This window comes from Streptomyces sp. NPDC007808 (assembly GCF_042868655.1).
In the GTDB taxonomy this organism is placed as follows: Bacteria; Actinomycetota; Actinomycetes; order Streptomycetales; family Streptomycetaceae; genus Streptomyces.
In genome coordinates, this window is the sequence record NZ_JBIAEQ010000012.1 from 150,726 (window position 1) to 172,289 (window position 21,564).

Genomic DNA, 21,564 nt, shown 5'->3' on the forward strand with positions numbered 1-21,564 from the left:
CTCGCGCACATGCGGGCGCACCGCCTGCCCAGCGCGTCCGCCCGCCGCGCGCAGGGATGCCGCCACCGGCGCCCTCGCGCAGATGTGGCGCCTCACGGGTCCGAAGGCGGCCCGGCGCGATCCGGACCTGGCGTGCGCACACCGATCGCACCGCCGATCTCTGCACGGCCGCACACGTGCGGGCCCGTGGCGGACCCGCGGCGGACGCCCGGTCCCGGTTCGCGCGCCGGGGGAGTGGGCCCGGCCTCCGGTCGCGTGCTGCGGGCGACGCCGAGGCGTACGGGGCGCGGACCGAGCGGCCCGTGCCCGTGCGAAGCGCGCGCATCGGACCCTTGCGTACCCCGGAACCGGACCCCTGCGTACCCCGGAACCGGACCCCTGCGCACCTCGGAACCGGACCCCTGCGCACCCCGGAACGGACCCCTGCGCACCTCGGAACCGGACCCCCGCGCCCCCGGAACCGGACCCCCGCGCCCCCGGAACCGGACCCCCGCGCCCCCGGAACCGGACCCCCGCGCCCCCCGGAAACCGGCCGCCTCCCGCGCACCCCCGTCCTCGCTGGTCACACCCTCCTGCCCGCGCGGGGCGCGGACCGCGCGTCCGACCGGCGGCCCGACTTCCTTTGTCAGAAGCATTGACGAAACATGCGCCCCCTCCTACCTTCATCGCGTCGTACTTCGTACGTCATATATGAGACGCGATACGTGAGATCCCATACGCGAGAGCCATCCCGCGAAGATCCGAGAGGCGCGCATGACCTCTGTGCCCACGCCGATCCCCTCCCGCACGCAGTACGTGCTGGAGGAGATCAAACGCCGCATCCTCACCGGGCGGTTGACGCCCGGCCAGGCGCTGGTCGAGACCGAGCTCGCCGCGCAGTTCGGGGTGTCGAAGACCCCGGTGCGCGAGGCCCTCAAGACGCTGGCCGGGACCGGGCTGGTCGTGATGAGCCAGTACAAGGGCGTCACGGTGCGCATGGTGGACGCGGACATGGCCCGCGAGGTCTACGACGTGCGGCTGCTGCTGGAGCCCGAGGCGCTGAAGCGCTCCGTACGGCGCGGGGCCTCCCTCGACGCCGCCCGTGACGCCCTGACCCGCGCCGACGCCGCCACCGACACCGCCGAACGCTCCCTCGCCAACCGGGAGTTCCACCGCGCCCTCTACCTGCCCTGCGGCAACCCCCTGCTCGGCCGGATGCTCGACGAGGTCCGCGACCAGGCCGCCCTCGTCTCCGCCGTCGCCTGGGCCGCCTCCCCCTCCTGGGAGCGGGAGGCCGGCGAGCACCGGGAGATCCTGCGGCTGGCGCTCGAAGGGGACGCCGACGGCGCCGCGCGCGCCCTGCACGCCCACATCGCGTCCTTCGTCGAGCGGGCCTTCCCCGACGTGGAGATCGCGGCCCTGGGAGAGGACGGTCCGGCATGACAAGGACGTTCGAGACCCAGCGGGCGGCCCTGGCCGACGTGGTCGCGATTCCGGTGACCCCGTTCGCCGAGGACGGCTCCGTCGCGCAGGACACCTACCGGGCCCTGCTGCGTCGTCTGCTCGACGGGGGCATCACCACCCTCACCCCCAACGGCAACACCGGCGAGTTCTACGCCCTCACCCCCGAAGAGCGCCGCCTCGTCACCGAGTTGACCGTCGACGAGGTCGGCGACCGCGCCGTCGTCCTCGTCGGCGTCGGCCACGACGTGCCGACCGCGGTGGCCTCCGCCCGGCACGCCCGCGAGCTCGGTGCCCAGATGGTCATGGTCCACCAGCCGGTCCACCCCTACGTCTCGCAGAGCGGCTGGGTCGACTACCACCGGGCGGTCGCCGAGGCCGTTCCCGAACTCGGTGTCGTGCCGTACATCCGCAACGCCCAGCTCAGGGGCGTTCGCCTGGCCGAACTCGCCGACCGGTGCCCGAACGTCATCGGCGTGAAGTACGCCGTCCCGGACGCCGCCAGGTTCGCCGCCTTCGCTCGTGACGCCGGACTGGACCGCTTCGTCTGGGTCGCCGGCCTCGCCGAGCCGTACGCCCCCTCGTACTTCTCCGCCGGTGCCACCGGATTCACCTCCGGCCTGGTCAACGTGGCCCCTGCCGTCTCCGTGAACATGATCGAAGCGCTTCGCTGCGGGGACTACCCGGCCGCGATGAAGGTCTGGGAGCAGATCCGCCGCTTCGAGGAACTGCGCGCCGCGAACGGCTCCGCCGACAACGTCACCGTCGTCAAGGAGGCCCTCGCCTCCCTCGGCCTGTGCCGCCGCGACGTGCGCCCGCCGAGCCGGCGACTGCCCGAGGACGAGCGAGCCGAGGTCGCCGCGATAGCCGCCGGGTGGTCGATATGACCGACGGCGAGCGCATGAGCCCGGAGGAACTGCGCAGCCACCAGTGGTACGGCTCCGAGGGTCGGCTGCGCACCTGGTCGCACAACGCCCGTATGCGGCAGCTGGGATACGAGGCGGAGGAGTACCAGGGCCGCCCGGTGGTCGCCGTCCTCAACACCTGGTCCGACATCAACCCCTGTCACGTCCACCTGCGTGAGCGTGCCGAGGCGGTCAAGCGGGGGGTGTGGCAGGCCGGGGGCTTCCCGCTCGAGTTCCCGGTCGCCACGCTCTCGGAGACGTACCAGAAGCCGACCCCGATGCTGTACCGCAACCTGCTCGCGATGGAGACGGAGGAGCTCCTGCGGTCGTATCCGATCGACGCGGCGGTACTGCTCGGCGGCTGCGACAAGTCGACGCCGGCGCTGCTGATGGGTGCCACCTCGGCCGACGTGCCGTCGATCTTCGTTCCCGCGGGACCGATGCTGCCGGGGCACTGGCGCGGGGAGACCCTCGGGTCCGGCACCGACATGTGGAAGTACTGGGACGAGCACCGCGCGGGCAACCTGACGGACTGCGAACTGCGCGAGCTGCAAGGCGGGTTGGCGCGTTCTCCCGGGCACTGCATGACCATGGGCACCGCGTCCACGATGACCGCGGCGGCGGAGGCCCTCGGTATGACGCTGCCGGGCGCCTCCTCGATCCCGGCCGTCGACTCCGGGCACGAGCGGATGGCCGCCGCCTCCGGGCGCCGGGCCGTGGAACTCGCGTGGACCGGCCTCAAGCCGTCCCGGATCCTCAGCCGCGAGGCCTTCGAGGACGCCGTCACCACCGTGCTCGGGCTCTGCGGGTCCACCAACGCCGTCATCCACCTGATCGCCATGGCGGGCCGGGCCGGCGTCCGGCTCACCCTGGACGACTTCGACCGCATCGCGCGCACGGTCCCGGTGCTCGCCAACGTCCGGCCCGGCGGACAGACGTACCTCATGGAGGACTTCCACTTCGCCGGCGGCCTGCCCGCCTTCCTCTCGCGGATCCCCGACCTGCTCCACCTGGAGCGGCCGACCGTCAACGGCACCCTGGGCCGGCAGATCGAAGGTGCCGTCGTGCACGACGACGACGTGATCCGCACCCGCGAGAACCCGGTGGCGAGCGAGGGCGGGGTCGCCGTCCTGCGCGGCAACCTCTGCCCGGACGGCGCGGTCATCAAGCACATCGCAGCCGAGCGGCACCTGCTCAAGCACACCGGGCCCGCGGTCGTCTTCGACGACTACAGGACCATGCAGCGCACCATCGACGACCCGTCGCTGAACATCACCGCCGACAGTGTGCTGGTGCTGCGCAACGCCGGGCCCAAGGGCGGTCCGGGCATGCCCGAGTACGGCATGCTGCCCATCCCCGACCACCTGCTGAAGCAGGGCGTACGGGACATGGTCCGGATCTCCGACGCGCGGATGAGCGGCACGAGCTACGGGGCGTGCGCGCTGCACGTGGCCCCGGAGTCGTACATCGGAGGACCGCTCGCCCTGGTCCGCACGGGTGACTCGATCACGCTCGACGTCGAGGCCCGCCTGCTGCAACTCGACGTGGACGACGAGGAGTTGGAGCGTCGCAGGGCCGAGTGGACGCCGCCCGAGGTCCGTTACGAGCGTGGCTACGGCGCGCTCTACAACGAACAGATCACCCAGGCCGACACCGGCTGCGACTTCGAGTTCCTCGCCCGGCCGGGCAAGGTCGCCGACCCCTACACGGGCTGAGGCGCCGCAGCAGTACGACCTCGCACACGTCTGTCCATCGAGAAAGCGCTTCCTGCACGACGCGCGCCCGCACCACGCACGCACGACGTACGAGAACGGAGAACAGTCATGGCCCAAGCCGCAGCCGTGGCGAAACCGCCCGCGCCACCCCGGCGGCGCCGTGCCTCCGCCACCCCGCGCAGGCTCCCCTACCTGCTGATCGCCCCGGCGGCCCTGCTCATGCTGGGCTTCATCGCCTACCCCGTCATCAGCGTCTTCTACTACAGCCTGCAGGAGTACAACCCCACCAAGCCGTGGCGCAACGGCTACACGGGCTTCGACAACTTCGTCCACGCCTTCACCGAGGACCCGCTGTTCTGGGACACGCTGGTCTTCAGCGCCAAGTGGGTGTTCGTCGAGGTCGGGCTCCAACTGCTGTTCGGTCTCGCCCTCGCGCTGATCGTCAACCAGACCTTCGTGGGCCGGGCGCTCGGCCGCGCCCTGGTCTTCTCCCCGTGGGCCGTCTCCGGCGTGCTGACCTCGGCGATCTGGGTGCTGCTCTACAACTCCCAGACCGGCATCACCCGTTACCTCGCCGACCTGGGCGTCGGCTCCTACGGCACCAGCTGGCTGTCGGACACCTCCACGGTGTTCCCGGCAGCGATCGTCGCCGACCTGTGGCGGGGCGTCCCCTTCTTCGCGATCCTCATCCTCGCCGACCTCCAGTCCGTCTCGAAGGACCTGTACGAGGCCGCCGAGGTCGACGGGGCCGGCCGGATCAAGCAGTTCTGGCACATCACCCTGCCCCATCTGAAGGACGCCATCGTCCTGTCCACGCTGCTGCGCGCGGTGTGGGAGTTCAACAACGTCGACCTGCTCTACACGCTGACCGGCGGCGGACCCGCGGGCGAGACCACGACACTGCCGCTCTACATCGCCAACACCAGCGTCGAATCCCACGACTTCGGCTACGCGTCCGCCCTGACCACGGTCGCGTTCGTGATCCTGCTCTTCTGCTCGATCGTCTATCTGCGGCTGAGCAAGTTCGGAGGTGAGGACAAGTGAGCGTCAAGGAAGCCACCATGACCGCGCCCGCTCCCAGGCGCACCGCCCCCGAACCGCCGCGTCCGGCGAAGCGGAACCGTTCCTGGGACGAGGTACCGCGCTGGCAGATCTACCTCCCGCTGTCGGTCTACCTCGTCTTCACCCTCATCCCCTTCTACTGGATCCTGCTGTTCTCCCTGCGCCCGGCCGGCTCGACCTCGCTCGTGCCCTGGCCGATCACCTTCGACCACTTCGAGAAGGTCTGGACGGAGCGGAGTTTCGGCACCTACTTCCACAACAGCGTGCTGGTCGGCGTCGTCACCCTGCTGATGACGACGCTCGTCGCCCTCGCCGGCGGCTACGCACTCGCCCGGTTCGACTTCAAGATCAAGCGGGCGTTCATGCTCGCCCTGCTCTGCTCCCAGTTCGTGCCGGGCGCGCTGCTCCTGGTGCCGCTGTTCGAGATCTTCGCCGAACTCCAAATGATCAACTCGCTGGGCAGCGTCATCCTCGCCGAGACGGTCTTCCAGCTGCCGCTGTCGATCATCCTGATCAGCAACTTCATCAAGAACGTGCCGTACTCCCTGGAGGAGGCCGCCTGGGTCGACGGCTGCAACCGCATGACGGCGTTCAGGATCGTCGTCCTGCCACTGCTGCGGCCCGGTCTGATCGCCGTCGGCTCGTTCGCCTTCGTGCACTCCTGGAACCACTTCCTGTTCGCCCTGATGTTCCTCAACAACCAGGAGAAGCAGACCATCCCGGTCGGCCTCAACACCCTGATGGGCGCCGACAGCGTCGACCTGGGCGCGCTCGCCGCGGGCGGCATCATCGCGGCCGTCCCCGTGGTGCTCGTGTTCGCCTTCATCCAGAAGTGGCTGATCACGGGCTTCAGTGCGGGGGCGGTGAAGGGATGAGACCTCGTCGTATCGGAGGGGGTGGCGCCGAGAGGAGAATGCGTCGGATCGCCTTCCTCGGGGCCTCGCTGATGCTGCTCGGCGTCCCGGCCCATGCCGGTGACGCCCGCGACATCAGCCGCGACACCCTCGCCCCGAACGACGGCTGGGCGGCGGCCGACGGTGGTACCACGGGGGGTTCCACCGCCGACGACGCCCACGTCTTCACCGTACGCAACCGCGGCGAGCTGGTCCGAGCCCTCGACGGCGGCAGCGCCACCCCGAAGATCATCAAGATCGTCGGGACCATCGACGCCAACACCGACGACGACGGCGACCACCTGGACTGCGCCGACTACGCCACCGACGGCTACGGCACCAGGAAGTACCTGGCCGCCTACGACCCCCGCACCTGGGGTTCCGCCAAGCCCGCCGGCCCCCAGGAGGAGGCCCGCCGGGCGTCGGCGGCGAGGCAGGCCGAGCGGATCGAGCTGACCGTCGGCTCCCACACCACGATCGTCGGACTCGGCGACGACGCCGTGCTCAAGGGCGCCAGCCTCCAGGTGAAGGGCGCGGACAACGTGATCATCCGCAACCTGGAGCTGCGCGACGCCTACGACTGCTTCCCCGTCTGGCAGCCCAACACCGGCGGCCTCGGCGACTGGAAGACGGCCTACGACAACATCTGGCTGCGCGGCGCCACCCACGTCTGGATCGACCACGTCACCGTCAGCGACAAGGGCCACCCGGACGAGAAGGAACCCACCTACTTCGGCCGCAACCACCTGCGCCACGACGGGCTGCTGGACATCACCAACGCCTCCGACCTGGTCACCGTCTCCTGGAGCCGGTTCGCCGACCACGACAAGGCGATGCTCATCGGCAACGGCGACACCGCCACCGGTGACCGGGGCAGGCTCCGCGTCACCCTGCACCACAACGAGTTCGAGTCCGTCGTCCAGCGCGCCCCCCGCGTCCGCTTCGGGCAGGTGCACCTCTACAACAACCGGTACGTCGTCCCGGTCGACGCGCACGACTACCGGTACTCGCTCGGCGTCTCCACCGAGTCGGGCCTGTACGCGGAGAACAACGCCTTCCACACCCCCGGCCGCATCGAGGTGGCCGACCTGGTCAAGAGCTGGAACGGCACCGCCCTGCACCAGACCGGCACCCTCTTCAACGGCTTCCCGGTCGACCTGCTGGCCATCCACAACGCCTACAACTCCGGCAGCGAGCGTGACCTCACGGCCGACGTGGGATGGACACCTACCCTGCACACAAAGATCGACAGCGCCGAGACGGCCGACCGAGCGGTGGCACGCGGCGCGGGCGCAGGGAGGATCCCATGAGCACTGCCGTACCCGTCGTCCTGGCAGGCGCGCGTGGCCACGGCCGCTGGCACCTGGACAACATCCGCCGGCTCCAGGACAAGGGGATCGTGCGGCTCGCGGGGATCTGCGAGCTGACCCCGCTGAGCGCGCGGGAGCTGCCCGAGGGCCTCGGGGAGCCGGAGCAGTCCGCCGACTTCGGCGCCCTCCTCGACTCCACCGGCGCCCGCGTCGCGGTGATCTGCACGCCCATCCCCACCCACACCGACCTGGCCCTGACGGCGGCGCGCAAGGGCGTGCACGTGCTGCTGGAGAAGCCGCCCGCCCCGTCGTACGCCGAGTTCCGGCGCATGGCCGACGGGGTCGCCGAGGCCGGCGTCGCCTGCCAGATCGGCTTCCAGTCGCTGGGCTCGCACGCCGTGCCCGCGATCCGGACGCTGATGGCCGACGGCGCGATCGGCGAGATCACCGGGATCGGCGGGGCCGGTGCCTGGGCCCGTCCCGAGGCCTACTACCGGCGGGCGCCCTGGGCGGGCAAGCGCAGGCTGAACGGGGTCGACGTGATCGACGGCGCCCTCACCAACCCGCTCGCGCACGCCGTCGCCACCGCACTCGCGCTCGGCGGCACCACCCGCGCCGAGGACGTCACCGCCGTGGAGACCGAGCTGCTGCGCGCCAACGACATCGAGTCCGACGACACCTCCTGCGTCCGTGTCACCGGCCCGCACGGCCCGCGGGTCGTCGTCGCCGCGACCCTGTGCGCCGAGGACCCCGACGAGCCGTACGTCGTCGTGCACGGCACCCGCGGCCGCATCACCTTCTGGTACAAGCAGGACCGCGTCCTGCTCCAGCGCGCGAACCACGGCCCCGAGGAGTACGAGTACGGTCGCACCGACCTGTTGGAGAACCTCGTCGAGCACCTCACCGACGGGACCGGCCTGCTGGTCGCACCCGAGACGACCGGCGCCTTCATGAAGGTCGTCGAGGCGATCCGGCTGGCCCCCGACCCGGCCCCCCTGCCCGGCGGGGCATGGCACCTGCTCCCCGGCGAGCGGCGCCGGGTCGTGCCCGGCGTCGACGGCCTGGTCGCCGCGGCCGCCGACACCCTCGCCCTCTACTCCGAGCTGGGCGCCCCCTGGGCCCTTGCGGCCCGATCGAGAGAGGTGAGCACCTGATGACCCCCCACGACACCGCGGTGCTGCGCGTCGCGGGCCGGCCGGTCGGCCGGTACGTCACCCGGCCCGAACTGCCCGCCCGGCTCTCCCCGCGCCCGTACCTGCACCCCGTCACCACCCTGGCCGGCACGGCGGTCACCGAGCTGAGCCCCGCCGACCACACACACCACCTCGGCGTCGGTGTCGCCGTTCCCGACGTCGAGGGGTCCAACTTCTGGGGCGGCCGCACCTACGTCCGCGACCAGGGCCCCACCGAGCTGGACAACCACGGCGCCCAGCGGCACACGGTCTTCCAACGGTGCGACCCCGAGGGCTTCGTCGAGGAGCTGCGCTGGGTGGCGGCGGGATCCGAGCTGCTGCGCGAGCGCCGTACCGTCGCGGTCACCGAACTCACCGACGCCGCCTGGACGCTGGACTTCACCTTCTCGCTGACCAACGTCACCTCCGGCCCGCTGTCGATCGGCAGCCCCGCCACCAACGGACGTCCCGGCGCGGCGTACGGCGGCTTCTTCTGGCGTGCCCGCAAGGAGTCCTCGGCGCCGGACGTGTTCACCCCGGACGCCGAGGGCGAGGAGGCCGTGCACGGCAGGCGCGCCGACTGGCTCGCCCTCGTCGGCTCCGGCTGGACGTTGGTCTTCGCCGGAGCCACGGACCGCACCCGGCAGGACCCCTGGTTCGTCCGCACCGCCGAGTACCCGGGCGTGGGCTCCTGCCTGGCACACGACGAGCGGCTCCCGATCGAGCCGGGTGACGCCGTAGTACGCCGTGTCGTCACCGTCGTCGCGGACGGCCGCCTCGACCGGGACGCGGCCTGCGCCCTCGTCCGCGAGGCGGTGAGCGCATGACCGCCGAGACGTACACCAACCCCGTCCTGAACGCCGACTGGTCCGACCCGGACGTCGTCCGCGTCGGTGACGACTTCTACCTGACCGCCTCCAGCTTCGGCCGCGCCCCCGGCCTGCCCCTGCTGCACTCCCGCGACCTGGTGAGCTGGACGCTGGTCGGCCACGCGGTCGAACGCCTGGAACCGGCCGCGGAGTTCGCGGTGCCCCGGCACGACTGCGGGGTCTGGGCCCCGTCGATCCGCCACCACGAGGACCGCTTCTGGATCTTCTGGGGCGACCCCGACCAGGGCATCCTCCAGGTCAACGCCCCCGAGATCCGGGGCCCTTGGACCACACCGCACCTGGTGAAGGCGGGCAAGGGCCTGATCGACCCGTGCCCGCTGTGGGACGACGAGACCGGGGATGCCTACCTCGTGCACGCCTGGGCCAAGTCCCGCTCCGGCGTCAAGAACCGCCTCACCGGCCACCGGATGCACCCCGACGGCACCGCACTCCTCGACGAGGGCAAGGTGATCGTCGACGGCGACCGGATCCCCGGCTGGTTCACCCTCGAAGGCCCGAAGCTCTACCGGCACGACGGCTGGTTCTGGATCCTGGCGCCCGCCGGGGGAGTGGCCACCGGCTGGCAGGGCGCCTTCCGCTCGCGTGAGTTCTTCGGGCCGTACGAGGAGAGGATCGTCCTCGAACAGAAGGACACCGACGTCAACGGACCGCACCAGGGCGGCTGGGTGCGCACCCCGTCCGGTGAGGACTGGTTCCTGCACTTCCAGCAGCGCGGCGCCTACGGCCGGGTCGTGCACCTGCAGCCGATGCGCTGGGGCTCCGACGGCTGGCCGGTGCTCGGGGACGACGGCGCCCCCGTCGCCGTCCACCGCAGGCCCGGCCTGCCGCCGCAGCCGACCGCCGCGCCCGCCACCGACGACGACTTCCCCGGCGGACGGCACGGCCGCCAGTGGTCGTGGACCGCCAACCCTCCCCCTGCCGGCTGGTCCACACAGCACTCCGGCGACGGGCTGAAACTGGCCTGTGTCCGCTCGGCCGACGCGCACGACCTGCGCAAACTGCCGCACATCCTCACCCAGCGGCTGCCGGGCACGCCCTGCGCGGTGGAGGTGCGGTTACGGCTGGACAGCGAGGCGCCGGGGGCGCGGGCGGGGCTCGCGGTGCTGGGGGACGCGTTCTCCTGGATCGGGCTCCAGCGGGGGGCGGACGGGGCGGTGCACGTCGTGCACCGGTTCGCGGAGGGGGTCGCGGACACAGAGCGGGACGCCGAGCACGCGCGGCTCGCGCCCGAAGGGCAGGTGCGCCTGCGGATCGAGGTCGGGGCCGGGGCGCGGTGCCGGTTCTTCGCCGACGTCGGTGACGGTCCGCGTGCCTCGGGGCCGGTCTTCGCGGCCACGCCGTGGCGCTGGGTGGGTGCCCTGCTGGGGCTGTTCGCCCTCGCTCCCGGCGGTCAGGGGCACGCCGGCGCGGCGACGTTCACGCAGTTCAGGATCGGTTCTTTGTAACTCGCCTGTCCCGTAAGCCTGTTGAGCGATGGGAGTCGCAATGACGCATCTCCGTAGCAAGCGCTTGCCAGCATCCGGCCCCGGTGCCGGCAGAACCCTGGCCACCGTCTTCGGTCTGGTGGCCGCCCTGGGCCTCGGGGCGATCGGTGAGGCGAACGCCGCCTCACCCGCGGCGCCCGCTGCCGCCGCCACCGAGACCCCGGCTCCCCGCTGGAGCGACCAGGCCCACGGCTTCGCCTCCCTCGCCGGCGGTACGACCGGCGGCGCGGGCGGCAAGGTCGTCACCGTCACCGACCAGGCCTCCCTGGCCAGGTACGCGGCGGCGCCGGAGCCGTACGTCATCCGGGTCCGGGGCACCATCACCGCGCAGCCCTTCGGCGCGAAGATCGACGTCGCCTCGGACAAGACGATCATCGGCGTCGGCACCAGCGGTGAGCTGGTGCAGGGCGAGTTCCATCTCGCGCCCGGCACGCACAACGTGATCATCCGCAACATGACGATCCGGGACTCCGCGGTCGCGGGCAACTGGGACTGTAAGGACACCGACTTCGACGGCATCCAGATGGACACCGTCCACCACGTGTGGGTCGACCACAACCGCTTCTCGAACATCTGCGACGGCCAGCTCGACGTCCGCAAGGACAGCGAGTACGTCACGGTCTCCTACAACCGGTTCGAGAACAACAACAAGACGTTCGGCCTCGGCTGGACGAGCAACCTCAAGACGCAGATCACCATCGACCACAACTGGTTCGCGCACACCAAGCAGCGCAACCCCTCCATCGACAACGCCGCCTACGCGCACCTGTACAACAACTACCTGACCGCACAGGTGGACCCGGGTGACCCGGTGTGGACGTACGGCAACTGGTCGCGCGGCCGGACGAAGATGGTCATCGAGAACAGCTACTACCGGGACGTCCAGCACCCCTACCAGGCCGACGCCACCGCGGAGCTGGTGCAGCGCGGTTCGATCCTGAGGAACACGACCGGCCGGCACGAGGAGTGGGGTGCCGCCTTCGAACCGCGGGACTTCTACGACTACCGGCTCGACCCGGCGGCCGCGGTGCCGGCGCTGGTGACCCGGTTCTCCGGGCCGCAGGAGCGCATCGGCGTGGTGCTGAACGTACCGGCCGCCTATCCGACCGTGCAGGCCGCGGTGGACGCCGTGCCCGAGGGCAACGACGGCACGGTGACGATCGCCGTCGCCCCGGGGACGTACCGCGAGAAGGTGTTCATCCCCGCGAAGAAGCCGAACATCGTGCTCAAGGGGACCGGACGCGACCGCGCCGACACCCTGATCGTCTTCGACACGCCCGCCGAGTACGGGGGTTCGACCGGAAGCGCCACCGTCCGGATCGCCGCGAACGACGTCACCGCCCGCAACCTCACCTTCAGCAACGACTTCGACGAGGCCGCGCACGAGCTCAAGGGCGAACAGGCGCTGGCGATGAAGACGACCGGTGACCGGATCGTCTTCGAGAACGTCGGCTTCCTCGGCAACCAGGACACCCTGATGACCGACAGCCCCAAGCTCACCACCCTCAGCCGGGTCTACCTCCGCGACTGCTACATCGAGGGCGACGTCGACTTCATCTACGGGCGGGCGAGCACCGTCATCGAGCACTCGCTGATCAGGGCGCTGAACCGCGGCTCCACCACCAACAACGGCTGGATCACGGCGGCATCGACCTGGACCGGCAACCCGTACGGCTTCCTGATCACACGGTCGAAGATCGTGAGCGACGCGCCCGACGGGAGCTTCCACCTCGGGCGGCCCTGGCACCCGGGCGGTGAGCCGGCGGCGGTCGCGCAGGTGCTGATCCGCGACACCCTGCTGCCCGCCGCGATCAAGGCGACGCCGTGGACCGACATGAGCGGGTTCTCGTGGAAGGACGCGCGCCTCGCGGAGTACCGCAACTACGGGCCGGGCGCCGCCATCACGGCGGACCGCCCGCAGATGAGCGACGAGGCGGCGCGGTCCCACACCGTCTCCGACTACCTCAAGGGCACCGACGGCTGGGCGCCGCACATCCGGCGCTGACGGCCGGCGCAGCAGCCCCGAAGCCCCCACAACCGCATGTCTCCGTCCGATCCAGAAGAAGAGAGCCGACCAATGAAGATCAGCAATCGCAGAAGCAGCACACGCGGGCGCCGCACACCGGCCGCCGTCGCCCTGGGCGCCGTGCTCGCCCTGACCGCCACCGCCTGCGGCGACGACGGCAGCGGCACGGGCGGCGACAAGGGCTCCGAGGGCAGCGGCAAGGGAAAGATCGTCTTCTGGGACAACAACGGCGGTGTCCGCACCGACATCTGGAAGGAGGTCATCGCCGACTTCGAGAAGGCGAACCCGGACATCGAGGTGGAGTACGTCGGGATCCCGTCCACCGACTACCAGTCCAAGGTGGACACCGCCCTCCAGGGCGGCGGCCTGCCGGACGTCGGCGGTGTCGGCGCGGCGATGCTCGCCGGGTTCGCCGCGCAGAACGCGCTGGAGCCGCTGGACGACCGGTTCGCCAAGTCCCCCCTGAACGGGAAGCTCAACGACGACCTGGTCGCTTCGATGAAGGCGGCCGGCGGCGGTGACGACAAGCTGTACTCGATCCCGACCTCCGCGAACAACGGCGTCCTGTACTACCGGACCGACCTGTTCAAGAAGGCGGGCCTGGGCGAGCCCACCACCTGGGACAAGTTCTACGAGGCTGCGGACAAGCTCACGAACAAGGGCAAGAACGAGTTCGGGTACACCATCCGCGGGGGCGCCGGCTCCATCGCGCAGGCCCTGGACGCGATGTACGGGCAGTCCGGCATCACCTCGTTCTGGGACTCCTCCGGTGAGAAGACCACGGTCGACGACCCGAAGAACGTCAAGGCGCTGGAGAAGTACGCGGGCCTGTACAAGAAGGTCACCCCGGCCGCCGACCTCAACAACGACTTCACCAAGATGGTCGCCCAGTGGGACTCGGGCACCATCGGCATGCTCAACCACAACCTGGGCTCCTACCAGGACCATGTGAAGGCGCTCGGCGTCGACAAGTTCCGGGGCATCCCGCAGCCGACCGGCCCGGGCGGCAAGCGCGTCCAGGTCTCCAACCCGGTCGACGGCCTGGGTGTGTTCAAGAGCTCGAAGAACAAGGAAGCGGCCTGGAAGTTCGTCGAGTTCGCGGTCTCGGCGGCGGAGAACTCCAAGTGGAACGAGTCCGCGGGCGCGGTGCCGGCGAACACGGACGCCGCCGAGGACGCCTGGATCTCCAAGGCCGAGCCGACCAAGCTGGCCGCCCAGGCGCTGACCGACGGCTCCACGACGATCGTCCAGCTGCCGTACTACCTGCCGGACTGGAACACCATCTCCAAGGCCGACAACGAGCCCAACTTCCAGAAGGTCCTGAACGGTGACATGAGCGCCAAGGACTTCCTGGACACGATGGCCGACCAGCTCAACGAGGCCCAGGCCGAGTGGAAGGAAAGGAACGGCTGACGGCCCGGTCCCTCCTCGGCGCGGTCGGCCGCCCGTCGGCTCGTGGCCGGCCGCGCCCCACGCGGCGGCAGTCGCGGATCAGGACATCCCCCGCCCCGGGGACGGTGCCGTCCCCAGGTCGAAAGGCACTTCGAAGTCACTTCACCAGCACTGTCGAGAAAGGCACATCGTCGTGTCGCTCACCCGCAGACAGGCCGCCATGGCGGCCCTCGCCGCCGCACCGCTCACCTTCGCGGCCACCGGTACCGCTCGGGCCACCTCCCTCCACCGCACCCGCACCCTCTACATCGCCGGTGATTCGACCGCCGCCCAGAAGTACACCGATGCCGCCCCCGAGACCGGGTGGGGCATGGCGCTCCCCTTCTTCTTGCGCAAGGACCGGTCCGTCGCCAACCACGCGCAGAACGGGCGCAGTTCGAAGAGCTTCGTCGACGAGGGGCGGCTCGACGTCATCCTCCGTGCCGTTCGGCCGGGGGACTTCCTGCTCATCCAGTTCGGCCACAACGACGCGAAGGTCGCCGACCCCACTCGCTACACCGAGCCCTGGACGACGTACCAGGAGTGTCTGCGGCGGTACATCGACGGAGCCCGCGCCCGCGGTGCGCGACCGGTGCTCGCCACCTCCGTCGAGCGGCGCAAGTTCGACGCGGCGGGCAAGGCCGTGCCGACCCACGGCGAATACCCGGCGGCGATGCGGGCGCTCGCCCAGGAGGAGCGCGTCACGCTGCTCGACATCCAGGCACTGTCCCTCGCGCTCTGGCAGCGGCTCGGGGTCGAGGAGACCAAGAAGTACTTCAACTGGACCGCCACCGAGCAGGACAACACGCACTTCAACCCGCCGGGTGCGATCGAGGTGGCGCGTCTCGTGGCCCGGGAGCTCCTGCGCACGCGCGTGCTCGCACCGCAGGACCTGCGCCGGCTGGACGAGACGATCCCGCAGTCCTGGATCACCTGGCCGCAGGCCGCCGCGTAACCCCCGACCGCAGAAAAGGGAACCGCACCATGAACACACATGTATGGCAGGGGCATGTCACAACGAGAGCGGCCGTGCTGATCGGCTGTACCGCGCTCGTCGTGGGCGGCACCGGCGGCGGCGCACAGGCCGGGCCCCGGGACCTCGGGCGTCAGGTCCTCGCCGCGGGCGACGGCTGGGGTGCGCAGGGCACGGGGACCACCGGTGGCTCGGCCGCCGACGCCGCCCACGTCCACACCGTCACCACCTGGGCCCAGTTCAAGCGGGCACTCGTCGACGGCGGCGACGCCCCCAAGATCATCAAGGTCAAGGGCATGATCGACGCCGTCTCCGAGGGCTGTGACGCCTTCGTCACCGGCGGGTTCGACTTCCAGCAGTACCTCAAGGACTACGACCCGGCCGTCTGGGGCAACGACAAGCCCGCCGGCGGTCCGCAGGAGGAGGCACGGGCGGCGTCCGCCGACCGGCAGGGCACGGAGATCACGGTCACCGTCCCCAGCAACACCACCATCGTCGGCGTCGGCCGGAACTCCGGCATCCTCGGCGGCAGCCTCCAGATCAGGGACGCCTCGAACGTCATCCTGCGCAACCTCACCATCGAGGCCCCGCTCGACTGCTTCCCGATGTGGGACCCCACCGACGACAACGGCAACGGCGATCTGGGCGCCTGGAACTCCAGGTACGACGCCGTCGTCGTGCACGGCTCCGACCACGTGTGGATCGACCACAACACGCTGACCGACGGGCGCCACCCCGACAGCGAGGCGCCCTCCTACTTCGGCAGGGTCTTCCAGCAGCACGACGGGCTGGCGGACATCGTGCGCGGCTCCGACCACGTGACGGTGTCGTGGAACCGCTTCGACGACCACGACAAGAACATGCTGATCGGCAACGGCGACAACCTCGCCGCCGTCGACGCCGGCAAGCTCAAGGTCACCCTGCACCACAACCGCTTCGAGGGGATCCTGCAGCGCTCCCCGCGCGTGCGGTTCGGGCAGGTCGACGTCTACAACAACCACTACGTGGTCGCCGCGGACCCGAAGGGTGAGGCCTACGCCCTCGGCGTCGGCATCTCCTCGCAGCTGTACGCCACCGACAACGCCTTCACGCTGCTGCCCGGCGCCCGCGCCGGCAAGCTGCTGAAGAAGTGGAAGGAATCCCCGCTCACCGCTGAGAACAACTACGTCAACGGCAGGCTGACCGACCTCATCGCGGTCCACAACGCCGAGGTCCCGGACGAGATCCTGCAGTCCGGCGCCGGATGGAGGCCGACCCTGCGGACCAAGGTCGACAACCCCAGGGCGGTGCCGGTGATCGTCGGCACCCGCGCGGGCGCCGGCCGTCTGCACTGACCGTTTCCCCAGCGGGCCGGGGCGGCCCCCCACCGCACGCCCCCCCACCCCGGCGTGCGCCCGCCCCGGCCCCGAATCCCGCACGAGCCGCACTTCGAAGGAGCACCCGCATGCCTTCGTCCCACCCCCGACCCGCCCTGTCCAGAAGAGGTCTGCTGACCGCGACCGCCGCCGCCGCCGCCGCCGGCGCCGCCCTCGGCCTCGCGGCGGCCCCCGCGTCCGCCGCCGCGAGGTCCCGCCCGTTCGGCTGCCACGGTTCCCCGGCCGCCCGCCCGAACGCCCGCACCCTGTACGTCGACCTGTACGGCCGGGGCGACTTCACCACCGTCCAGGCAGCCGTGACCGCTGCGGCCGGCAGCGGCTGGACGCTCGTCGTCGCGCCGGGAACCTACCGCGAGACGGTCCTGGTCGACCGCGCCGCCACCGACATGACGTGGCTCGGCGCCGGCGACGACCCGCGCGACGTCGTCATCGTCCACGACAACGCGGCCGGCACCCCGAAGCCCGACGGCTCCGGCACTTACGGCACCAGCGGTTCGGCCACCACCACCGTCCGGGCGGACGGCTTCACCGCCCGGCGGATCACCTTCGCCAACGACTTCCTGCGCGAGGAGCACCCCGAGATCAGCGGCACGCAAGCCGTCGCCATCAAGGTGCAGGGCGACCGCTCGGCCTTCCACCACTGCCGGTTCCTCGGCCACCAGGACACCCTGTACGCCGACTCCCACTCCGCCGCCCTCTTCGCCCGCCAGTACTACTCCCACTGCTACGTCGAGGGCGACGTCGACTTCGTCTTCGGCCGGGCCACGGCCGTCTACGAGCACTGCCACTTCCGCACGCTCGACCGCACGGACCTCGCCTCGGCCCCGTACGGCTTCGTCTTCGCCCCCTCGACGGAGGCGGCGAACCCGTACGGCTACCTGGTCCTGCGCGGCCGGGTGACCAGCCGGGCCCCCGACGCCCACTACAAGCTGGCGCGCCCCTGGGTGCCCAGCTCCAGCACCACCGCCCGCCCGATGCTCACCGTCCGGGAGACCTGGCTGGGCCCCGGCATCGACGCGGTCGCGCCCTACGCCGACATGCGTGACGCCCACCCCTGGCAGGCCCAGCGCTTCGCCGAGTACCGCAACACCGGACCCGGCGCGGTCGTCACCGTCCCCGAGAACCGGCCCCGGCTCACCGCCGCCGAGGCGCAGTCGCACACCAGGAGGGCGTATCTCGGCCACTGGCGGCCGTATGCGTAGGCCCCTGGACGTCGGCTGGAACCCCGCCGACGGGTACGGCCACCGCGTTCCGCCGTCCTCGTCGGCGGCCGAGCGGTACGTCGCGGCCCGCCGGGGCGGGGAGGCCGTATGAGCGGCCATGGACCAGTGGGACGCCGGGCGTTCGTGAGGGGAGCCGGGGCGGCGCTGCTCGCCCCAGGAGCGGTGGACGAGGCACAGGCGGCCGTGGTGGACGGGCCGCTGCCCGACTTCCACTCCGCGCTCAAGGACGAGCTGACCTTCCCGCTCGCCTGGGGACGGTCCCCGGTCCGCGACTTCCGCGCCTGGCGCCGGGCCGCCCGCGCCAAGGTCGAGGAGCTGCTCGTCGTCGACCGGGACGAGCGCACCCCGTACGGCCCGGAATCCGGCGGACGCCTCGAAGCCGACGGCTTCACAAGGGAGTTGGTGACCCTCTCCCTCACCCGGTACGAACGCGTCCGCGGCGCCCTGCTCACCCCGCACGGCTCCGGGCCCTTCCCCGCCGTCCTGCTCCTGCACGACCACGGCGCCCGGTTCGACATCGGCAAGGAGAAGCTGGTCCGGCCCTGGTACGACGACACCCGGCTGGCCTCCGCACGGGCATGGGCCGACCGGTACTTCAGCGGACGTTTCATCGGCGACGAACTCGCCCGGCGCGGATACGTCGTGCTCGCCCTGGACGCACTCGGCTGGGGCGACCGGGGGCCGATCACCTACGACCAGCAGCAGGCCCTCGCCGGCAACTTCTACCACCTCGGCTCGTCGCTCGCGGGGCTCGTGGCCAGGGAGGACGCCCGTGCCGCCACCTTCCTGGCGGGCCTGGACCGCGTGGACGCACGCCGTGTCGCCGCCGTCGGCTTCTCGATGGGCGCCTATCGCGCCTGGCAGACCGCCGCCCTCAGCGACCACGTCGCCGCCGCGGCGAGCATCTGCTGGATGACCGGGCTGAAGGACATCATGGTGCCCGGCAACAACACCCTGCGCGGGCAGTCGGCGTACTACATGCTCCACCCCGGGCTCGCCCGGCATCTCGACTTCCCCGACGTGGCGAGCATCGCCGCTCCCAGGCCGATGCTCTTCTTCGACGGCGGCCTCGACCCGCTGTTCCCGGCGCAGGGCGTGCGTGCCGCGTACGACAGACTGCGAGCCGTCTGGCGTTCGCGGCACGCCGAGGAGCGGCTGCACCTGAAGACCTGGCCCGACCTCGGCCATGTCTTCACCGACCGCATGCAGGACGAGGTCTTCGACTGGCTCGACCAGGTCCTGTGATCCGCCCGGTGGTACGTCCCTGTCCCGTCAGTCCCGGCGGATCAGTTGCTTGCCCGTTGAACCGGCTTCAGCCGTATCCCTCGACTCGGACCTGCACGCGAGTTCGGCCGTACCGCGACGGGCCGGCTGCCGACCCCCGGTGCGCCGTCAGCCGGGTGTCATCGGCCGGTTCGTATCGGCGTGATTCCCTCCAGTGTCGGTACCACCGGCTCGATCGTGCCGTCGGGGGCGAATTCCATGCGGTCGATGGTCGTCTCGCGGTGCGTGCCGTCGCCGCCGGGGCGGCCGGGGCCGTTGAGGGCGAAGCGGTGGTAGACGGCGTACCAGTCGTCGGTGCCGGGGGCGTTCACCACCGAGTGGTGGCCGGTGGCGAGGATGCCGTACTCGGGGCGCTTGGACAGGATCGTGCCCCGCTTGGTCCACGGGCCGAGCGGGGACGGACCCGTCGCGTAGGCCACGTGGTAGTTCTCGCTGCGGGTGTCGTCCTCCGACCACATGAAGTAGTACGTGCCCTTGCGCTTGATCACGAACGAACCCTCGCGGAAGTCGCCCGGGGTGATGTCCCGCACCTTCGACGCGTCGAACGACACCATGTCGTCGTTGAGCGGGACCACGTACCCGTGTCCGTTGCCCCAGTACAGGTACGCCTGGCCGTCGTCGTCCGTGAAGACGGCCGGGTCGATCATCTGGCCCTTCAGCGAACCACCCTTGGCCACCAGGGGTTTGCCCAGCGCGTCCTTGAAGGGGCCCGCGGGTGAGTCGGCCACGGCCACGCCGATCTGCTGCTCGGCGCAGAAGTAGAAGTAGTACCTGCCGCCGCGCTCGGCGATGGCGGGCGCCCAGGCGTACTTGTCCGCCCACGACACGTCGGGGCCGAGGTCCAGGATGACGCCGTGGTCCTTCCAGTGGACCAGGTCCTTCGACGAGTACGCCTTGAACTTCGTGCCGCTCCAGCCCTGGAAGCCGTCCGTCGTCGGGTAGATCCAGTACTCGCCGTTCAGATGGTGCACGTCCGGGTCGGCGTTGAGGCCGGGCAGGACGGGGGACTTGGTGCGCACGGCCTCCACCGTCCAGGTGCGCTTCGTGCCGTCCGCGGCCGTGACGGTGTACGTCTGCGGCGTGCGGAAGTCACGCCGGGTACCGGAGCGGGGGCTGAGCCTCGCCCCCTCCGCCACCCACAGCCGCGGGGCCAGGCGCGCCAGATCGGCGTCGGGCCGCATCGGCAGGACGACCTTGGAGGTGCTCTCCGTGACGATCGCCCAGCCCTTCTGGTCCTTCGCCGTCGCGTCCACGACCGAGGCGGGGCTCGCGGGGTACGCGGCCAGCAGCCGGTCGTACTCCGCCCGCGTCACCGGGATCACCGTGCCGTGCCGGGGACTGGCCGGCAGCTGGTAGTCGCGCGACGGGGTCCACTTGCCCGAGTCGAGGTCGGTGGTCTCGAAGGGGACATAGCCGCGGCCGCCGTACTCGTCGATGAACAGGTACCACTTGTTCTCGGTGTTCGACTTGAAGACGGTGGGCCCCTCACCGCGCTCCATCGCGCCGCTGCCGATGCAGTCCGCGACGAGGTCGTACCGGGTGGAGGTCAGGTCCGCCGACTTCTCCCCGGTGATGAACTTCGCGCAGGGCGAGCTGGAGGCCGGGTCCCGCTCGTCCTTGGTGTAGCGGTAGTACGTGCCCCTGTGCTCGACCACCGTCGAGTCGATGACCGAGTACCCCGGGTCGTTCCAGACCTTCGGCTCGCTGAAGGTGCGGAAGTCCTTCGTGGTCGCGTACAGCATCTTGTTGTACGTCGATCCCGTGTGGTCGGGGTCGTCGGGGGCGTACAGCTTCGACGCCCAGAAGACGACGTACTCACCGAGGCCGGCGTCCCAGTAGGCCTCCGGCGCCCAGGTGTTGCCCGCGTTGTCTGGGGAGACCTTCACCAGGCGCTGGTCCGTCCAGTGGACCAGGTCCGTGGATTCCCAGACCATGATGGACTTGCTGCCGTGCCGCTGGACGTGGTCCCAGCTGCCGCTGCTGTTCCGGTACATCCGCAGGTCCGTGGCGATCATGTAGAACTTGTCGCCCTCGGGGGAGCGGATCACGAACGGGTCGCGCAGCCCCTTCTCACCGGTCGTCGAGGTGAGGACCGGTTTCCCGGCGTTCAGCTCACGCCAGTGCAGCGGGTCGTTGCCGCGACTGAGGGCGTAGCGGATCTGCTCGCCGTCGGCGGTGCCCTCGCCGGTGAAGTAGGCGAAGAGGTAACCGGCGTACTCGGGCTTGCTCACGGGGGGTGCTCCTGAGTGGGCGGAACCGGGTGGGGCGGTGAGGAGGGCGACAAGCAGCGAGAGACAGGCGACGAGAAGTATGCGTGGGCGCATATCAGTCCTGTGTGAGTGTGGGGGTTCCTGTTGAGTGGTGTGCGCCTTGGGAGTCT

Annotated in this window: 16 protein-coding genes; 15 read left to right on the forward strand and 1 reads right to left on the reverse strand. The window is 70.8% G+C overall.

Features of this window, described 5'->3' with window-relative positions:
• Positions 1–753 precede the first annotated feature (753 nt).
• The 15 genes from ACFYNL_RS37390 to ACFYNL_RS37460 all read left to right on the forward strand — a co-directional run bounded on the left by ACFYNL_RS37390 (position 754) and on the right by ACFYNL_RS37460 (position 19,145).
• A complete protein-coding gene (locus ACFYNL_RS37390) occupies positions 754–1,422 on the forward strand; it encodes a GntR family transcriptional regulator (RefSeq protein WP_388812035.1) in 669 nt (222 codons plus the stop codon).
• Positions 1,419–2,327, forward strand: a complete 909-nt coding sequence (locus ACFYNL_RS37395; protein ID WP_388812038.1) for a dihydrodipicolinate synthase family protein — start codon at positions 1,419–1,421, stop codon at positions 2,325–2,327. The genes ACFYNL_RS37390 and ACFYNL_RS37395 overlap by 4 nt, the downstream gene beginning before the upstream one ends.
• Complete coding sequence (gene araD, locus ACFYNL_RS37400) at positions 2,324–4,060, forward strand: L-arabinonate dehydratase (RefSeq protein ID WP_388812040.1); 1,737 nt, start codon at positions 2,324–2,326, stop codon at positions 4,058–4,060. Before ACFYNL_RS37395 ends, araD begins: the two co-directional genes overlap by 4 nt.
• Positions 4,061–4,168: 108 nt before the next feature.
• Positions 4,169–5,104, forward strand: a complete 936-nt coding sequence (locus ACFYNL_RS37405; protein WP_388812043.1) for a carbohydrate ABC transporter permease — start codon at positions 4,169–4,171, stop codon at positions 5,102–5,104.
• Positions 5,101–5,997 (forward strand): carbohydrate ABC transporter permease, encoded by an 897-nt coding sequence (locus tag ACFYNL_RS37410; RefSeq protein ID WP_388812046.1) that lies wholly within the window; start codon positions 5,101–5,103, stop codon positions 5,995–5,997. The genes ACFYNL_RS37405 and ACFYNL_RS37410 overlap by 4 nt, the downstream gene beginning before the upstream one ends.
• Before the next feature lie 38 nt (positions 5,998–6,035).
• Positions 6,036–7,325 carry a polysaccharide lyase family 1 protein gene (locus ACFYNL_RS37415; protein ID WP_388812049.1) on the forward strand — a complete coding sequence of 430 codons (1,290 nt, stop codon included), beginning with the start codon at positions 6,036–6,038 and terminating at the stop codon, positions 7,323–7,325.
• The gene (locus ACFYNL_RS37420; protein WP_388812051.1) at positions 7,322–8,479 is read left to right on the forward strand and encodes a Gfo/Idh/MocA family protein; all 1,158 of its coding nucleotides are present in this window, start codon (positions 7,322–7,324) and stop codon (positions 8,477–8,479) included. Before ACFYNL_RS37415 ends, ACFYNL_RS37420 begins: the two co-directional genes overlap by 4 nt.
• Complete coding sequence (locus tag ACFYNL_RS37425; RefSeq protein WP_388812053.1) at positions 8,479–9,324, forward strand: PmoA family protein; 846 nt, start codon at positions 8,479–8,481, stop codon at positions 9,322–9,324. Before ACFYNL_RS37420 ends, ACFYNL_RS37425 begins: the two co-directional genes overlap by 1 nt.
• A complete protein-coding gene (locus ACFYNL_RS37430) occupies positions 9,321–10,832 on the forward strand; it encodes a family 43 glycosylhydrolase (protein ID WP_388812055.1) in 1,512 nt (503 codons plus the stop codon). Before ACFYNL_RS37425 ends, ACFYNL_RS37430 begins: the two co-directional genes overlap by 4 nt.
• 40 nt (positions 10,833–10,872) lie before the next feature.
• Positions 10,873–12,876 carry a pectinesterase family protein gene (locus tag ACFYNL_RS37435; protein ID WP_388812058.1) on the forward strand — a complete coding sequence of 668 codons (2,004 nt, stop codon included), beginning with the start codon at positions 10,873–10,875 and terminating at the stop codon, positions 12,874–12,876.
• A gap of 72 nt (positions 12,877–12,948) precedes the next feature.
• Entirely contained in the window at positions 12,949–14,310 is a 1,362-nt protein-coding gene (locus ACFYNL_RS37440) for an ABC transporter substrate-binding protein (RefSeq protein ID WP_388812060.1), read from the forward strand.
• Between the two features lie 172 nt (positions 14,311–14,482).
• Entirely contained in the window at positions 14,483–15,283 is an 801-nt protein-coding gene (locus ACFYNL_RS37445; protein WP_388812063.1) for a rhamnogalacturonan acetylesterase, read from the forward strand.
• Between the two features lie 29 nt (positions 15,284–15,312).
• Positions 15,313–16,635 (forward strand): polysaccharide lyase family 1 protein, encoded by a 1,323-nt coding sequence (locus ACFYNL_RS37450; protein WP_388812066.1) that lies wholly within the window; start codon positions 15,313–15,315, stop codon positions 16,633–16,635.
• Positions 16,636–16,745: 110 nt separating this feature from the next.
• Entirely contained in the window at positions 16,746–17,879 is a 1,134-nt protein-coding gene (locus ACFYNL_RS37455; protein ID WP_388812069.1) for a pectinesterase family protein, read from the forward strand.
• Between the two features lie 108 nt (positions 17,880–17,987).
• Positions 17,988–19,145, forward strand: coding sequence for a dienelactone hydrolase family protein (locus ACFYNL_RS37460; protein ID WP_388812072.1), 1,158 nt, complete (start codon positions 17,988–17,990; stop codon positions 19,143–19,145).
• Between the two features lie 158 nt (positions 19,146–19,303).
• Here ACFYNL_RS37460 and ACFYNL_RS37465 read toward each other — a convergent pair whose 3' ends face one another.
• Positions 19,304–21,508 (reverse strand): family 43 glycosylhydrolase, encoded by a 2,205-nt coding sequence (locus tag ACFYNL_RS37465; RefSeq protein ID WP_388812075.1) that lies wholly within the window; start codon positions 21,506–21,508, stop codon positions 19,304–19,306.
• Between the last annotated feature and the right edge of the window lie 56 nt (positions 21,509–21,564).

Excerpts from the sequence above, each read along its gene's own strand:
- ACFYNL_RS37390 (WP_388812035.1), top strand. The coding sequence starts at position 754 with ATGACCTCTGTGCCCACGCCGATCCCCTCCCGCACGCAGTACGTGCTG.
- ACFYNL_RS37395 (WP_388812038.1), top strand. The coding sequence starts at position 1,419 with ATGACAAGGACGTTCGAGACCCAGCGGGCGGCCCTGGCCGACGTGGTC.
- araD (WP_388812040.1), top strand. The coding sequence starts at position 2,324 with ATGACCGACGGCGAGCGCATGAGCCCGGAGGAACTGCGCAGCCACCAG.
- ACFYNL_RS37405 (WP_388812043.1), top strand. The coding sequence starts at position 4,169 with ATGGCCCAAGCCGCAGCCGTGGCGAAACCGCCCGCGCCACCCCGGCGG.
- ACFYNL_RS37415 (WP_388812049.1), top strand. The coding sequence starts at position 6,036 with ATGCGTCGGATCGCCTTCCTCGGGGCCTCGCTGATGCTGCTCGGCGTC.
- ACFYNL_RS37420 (WP_388812051.1), top strand. The coding sequence starts at position 7,322 with ATGAGCACTGCCGTACCCGTCGTCCTGGCAGGCGCGCGTGGCCACGGC.
- ACFYNL_RS37425 (WP_388812053.1), top strand. The coding sequence starts at position 8,479 with ATGACCCCCCACGACACCGCGGTGCTGCGCGTCGCGGGCCGGCCGGTC.
- ACFYNL_RS37430 (WP_388812055.1), top strand. The coding sequence starts at position 9,321 with ATGACCGCCGAGACGTACACCAACCCCGTCCTGAACGCCGACTGGTCC.
- ACFYNL_RS37435 (WP_388812058.1), top strand. The coding sequence starts at position 10,873 with ATGACGCATCTCCGTAGCAAGCGCTTGCCAGCATCCGGCCCCGGTGCC.
- ACFYNL_RS37440 (WP_388812060.1), top strand. The coding sequence starts at position 12,949 with ATGAAGATCAGCAATCGCAGAAGCAGCACACGCGGGCGCCGCACACCG.
- ACFYNL_RS37450 (WP_388812066.1), top strand. The coding sequence starts at position 15,313 with ATGAACACACATGTATGGCAGGGGCATGTCACAACGAGAGCGGCCGTG.
- ACFYNL_RS37455 (WP_388812069.1), top strand. The coding sequence starts at position 16,746 with ATGCCTTCGTCCCACCCCCGACCCGCCCTGTCCAGAAGAGGTCTGCTG.
- ACFYNL_RS37460 (WP_388812072.1), top strand. The coding sequence starts at position 17,988 with ATGAGCGGCCATGGACCAGTGGGACGCCGGGCGTTCGTGAGGGGAGCC.
- ACFYNL_RS37465 (WP_388812075.1), bottom strand. The coding sequence starts at position 21,508 with ATGCGCCCACGCATACTTCTCGTCGCCTGTCTCTCGCTGCTTGTCGCC.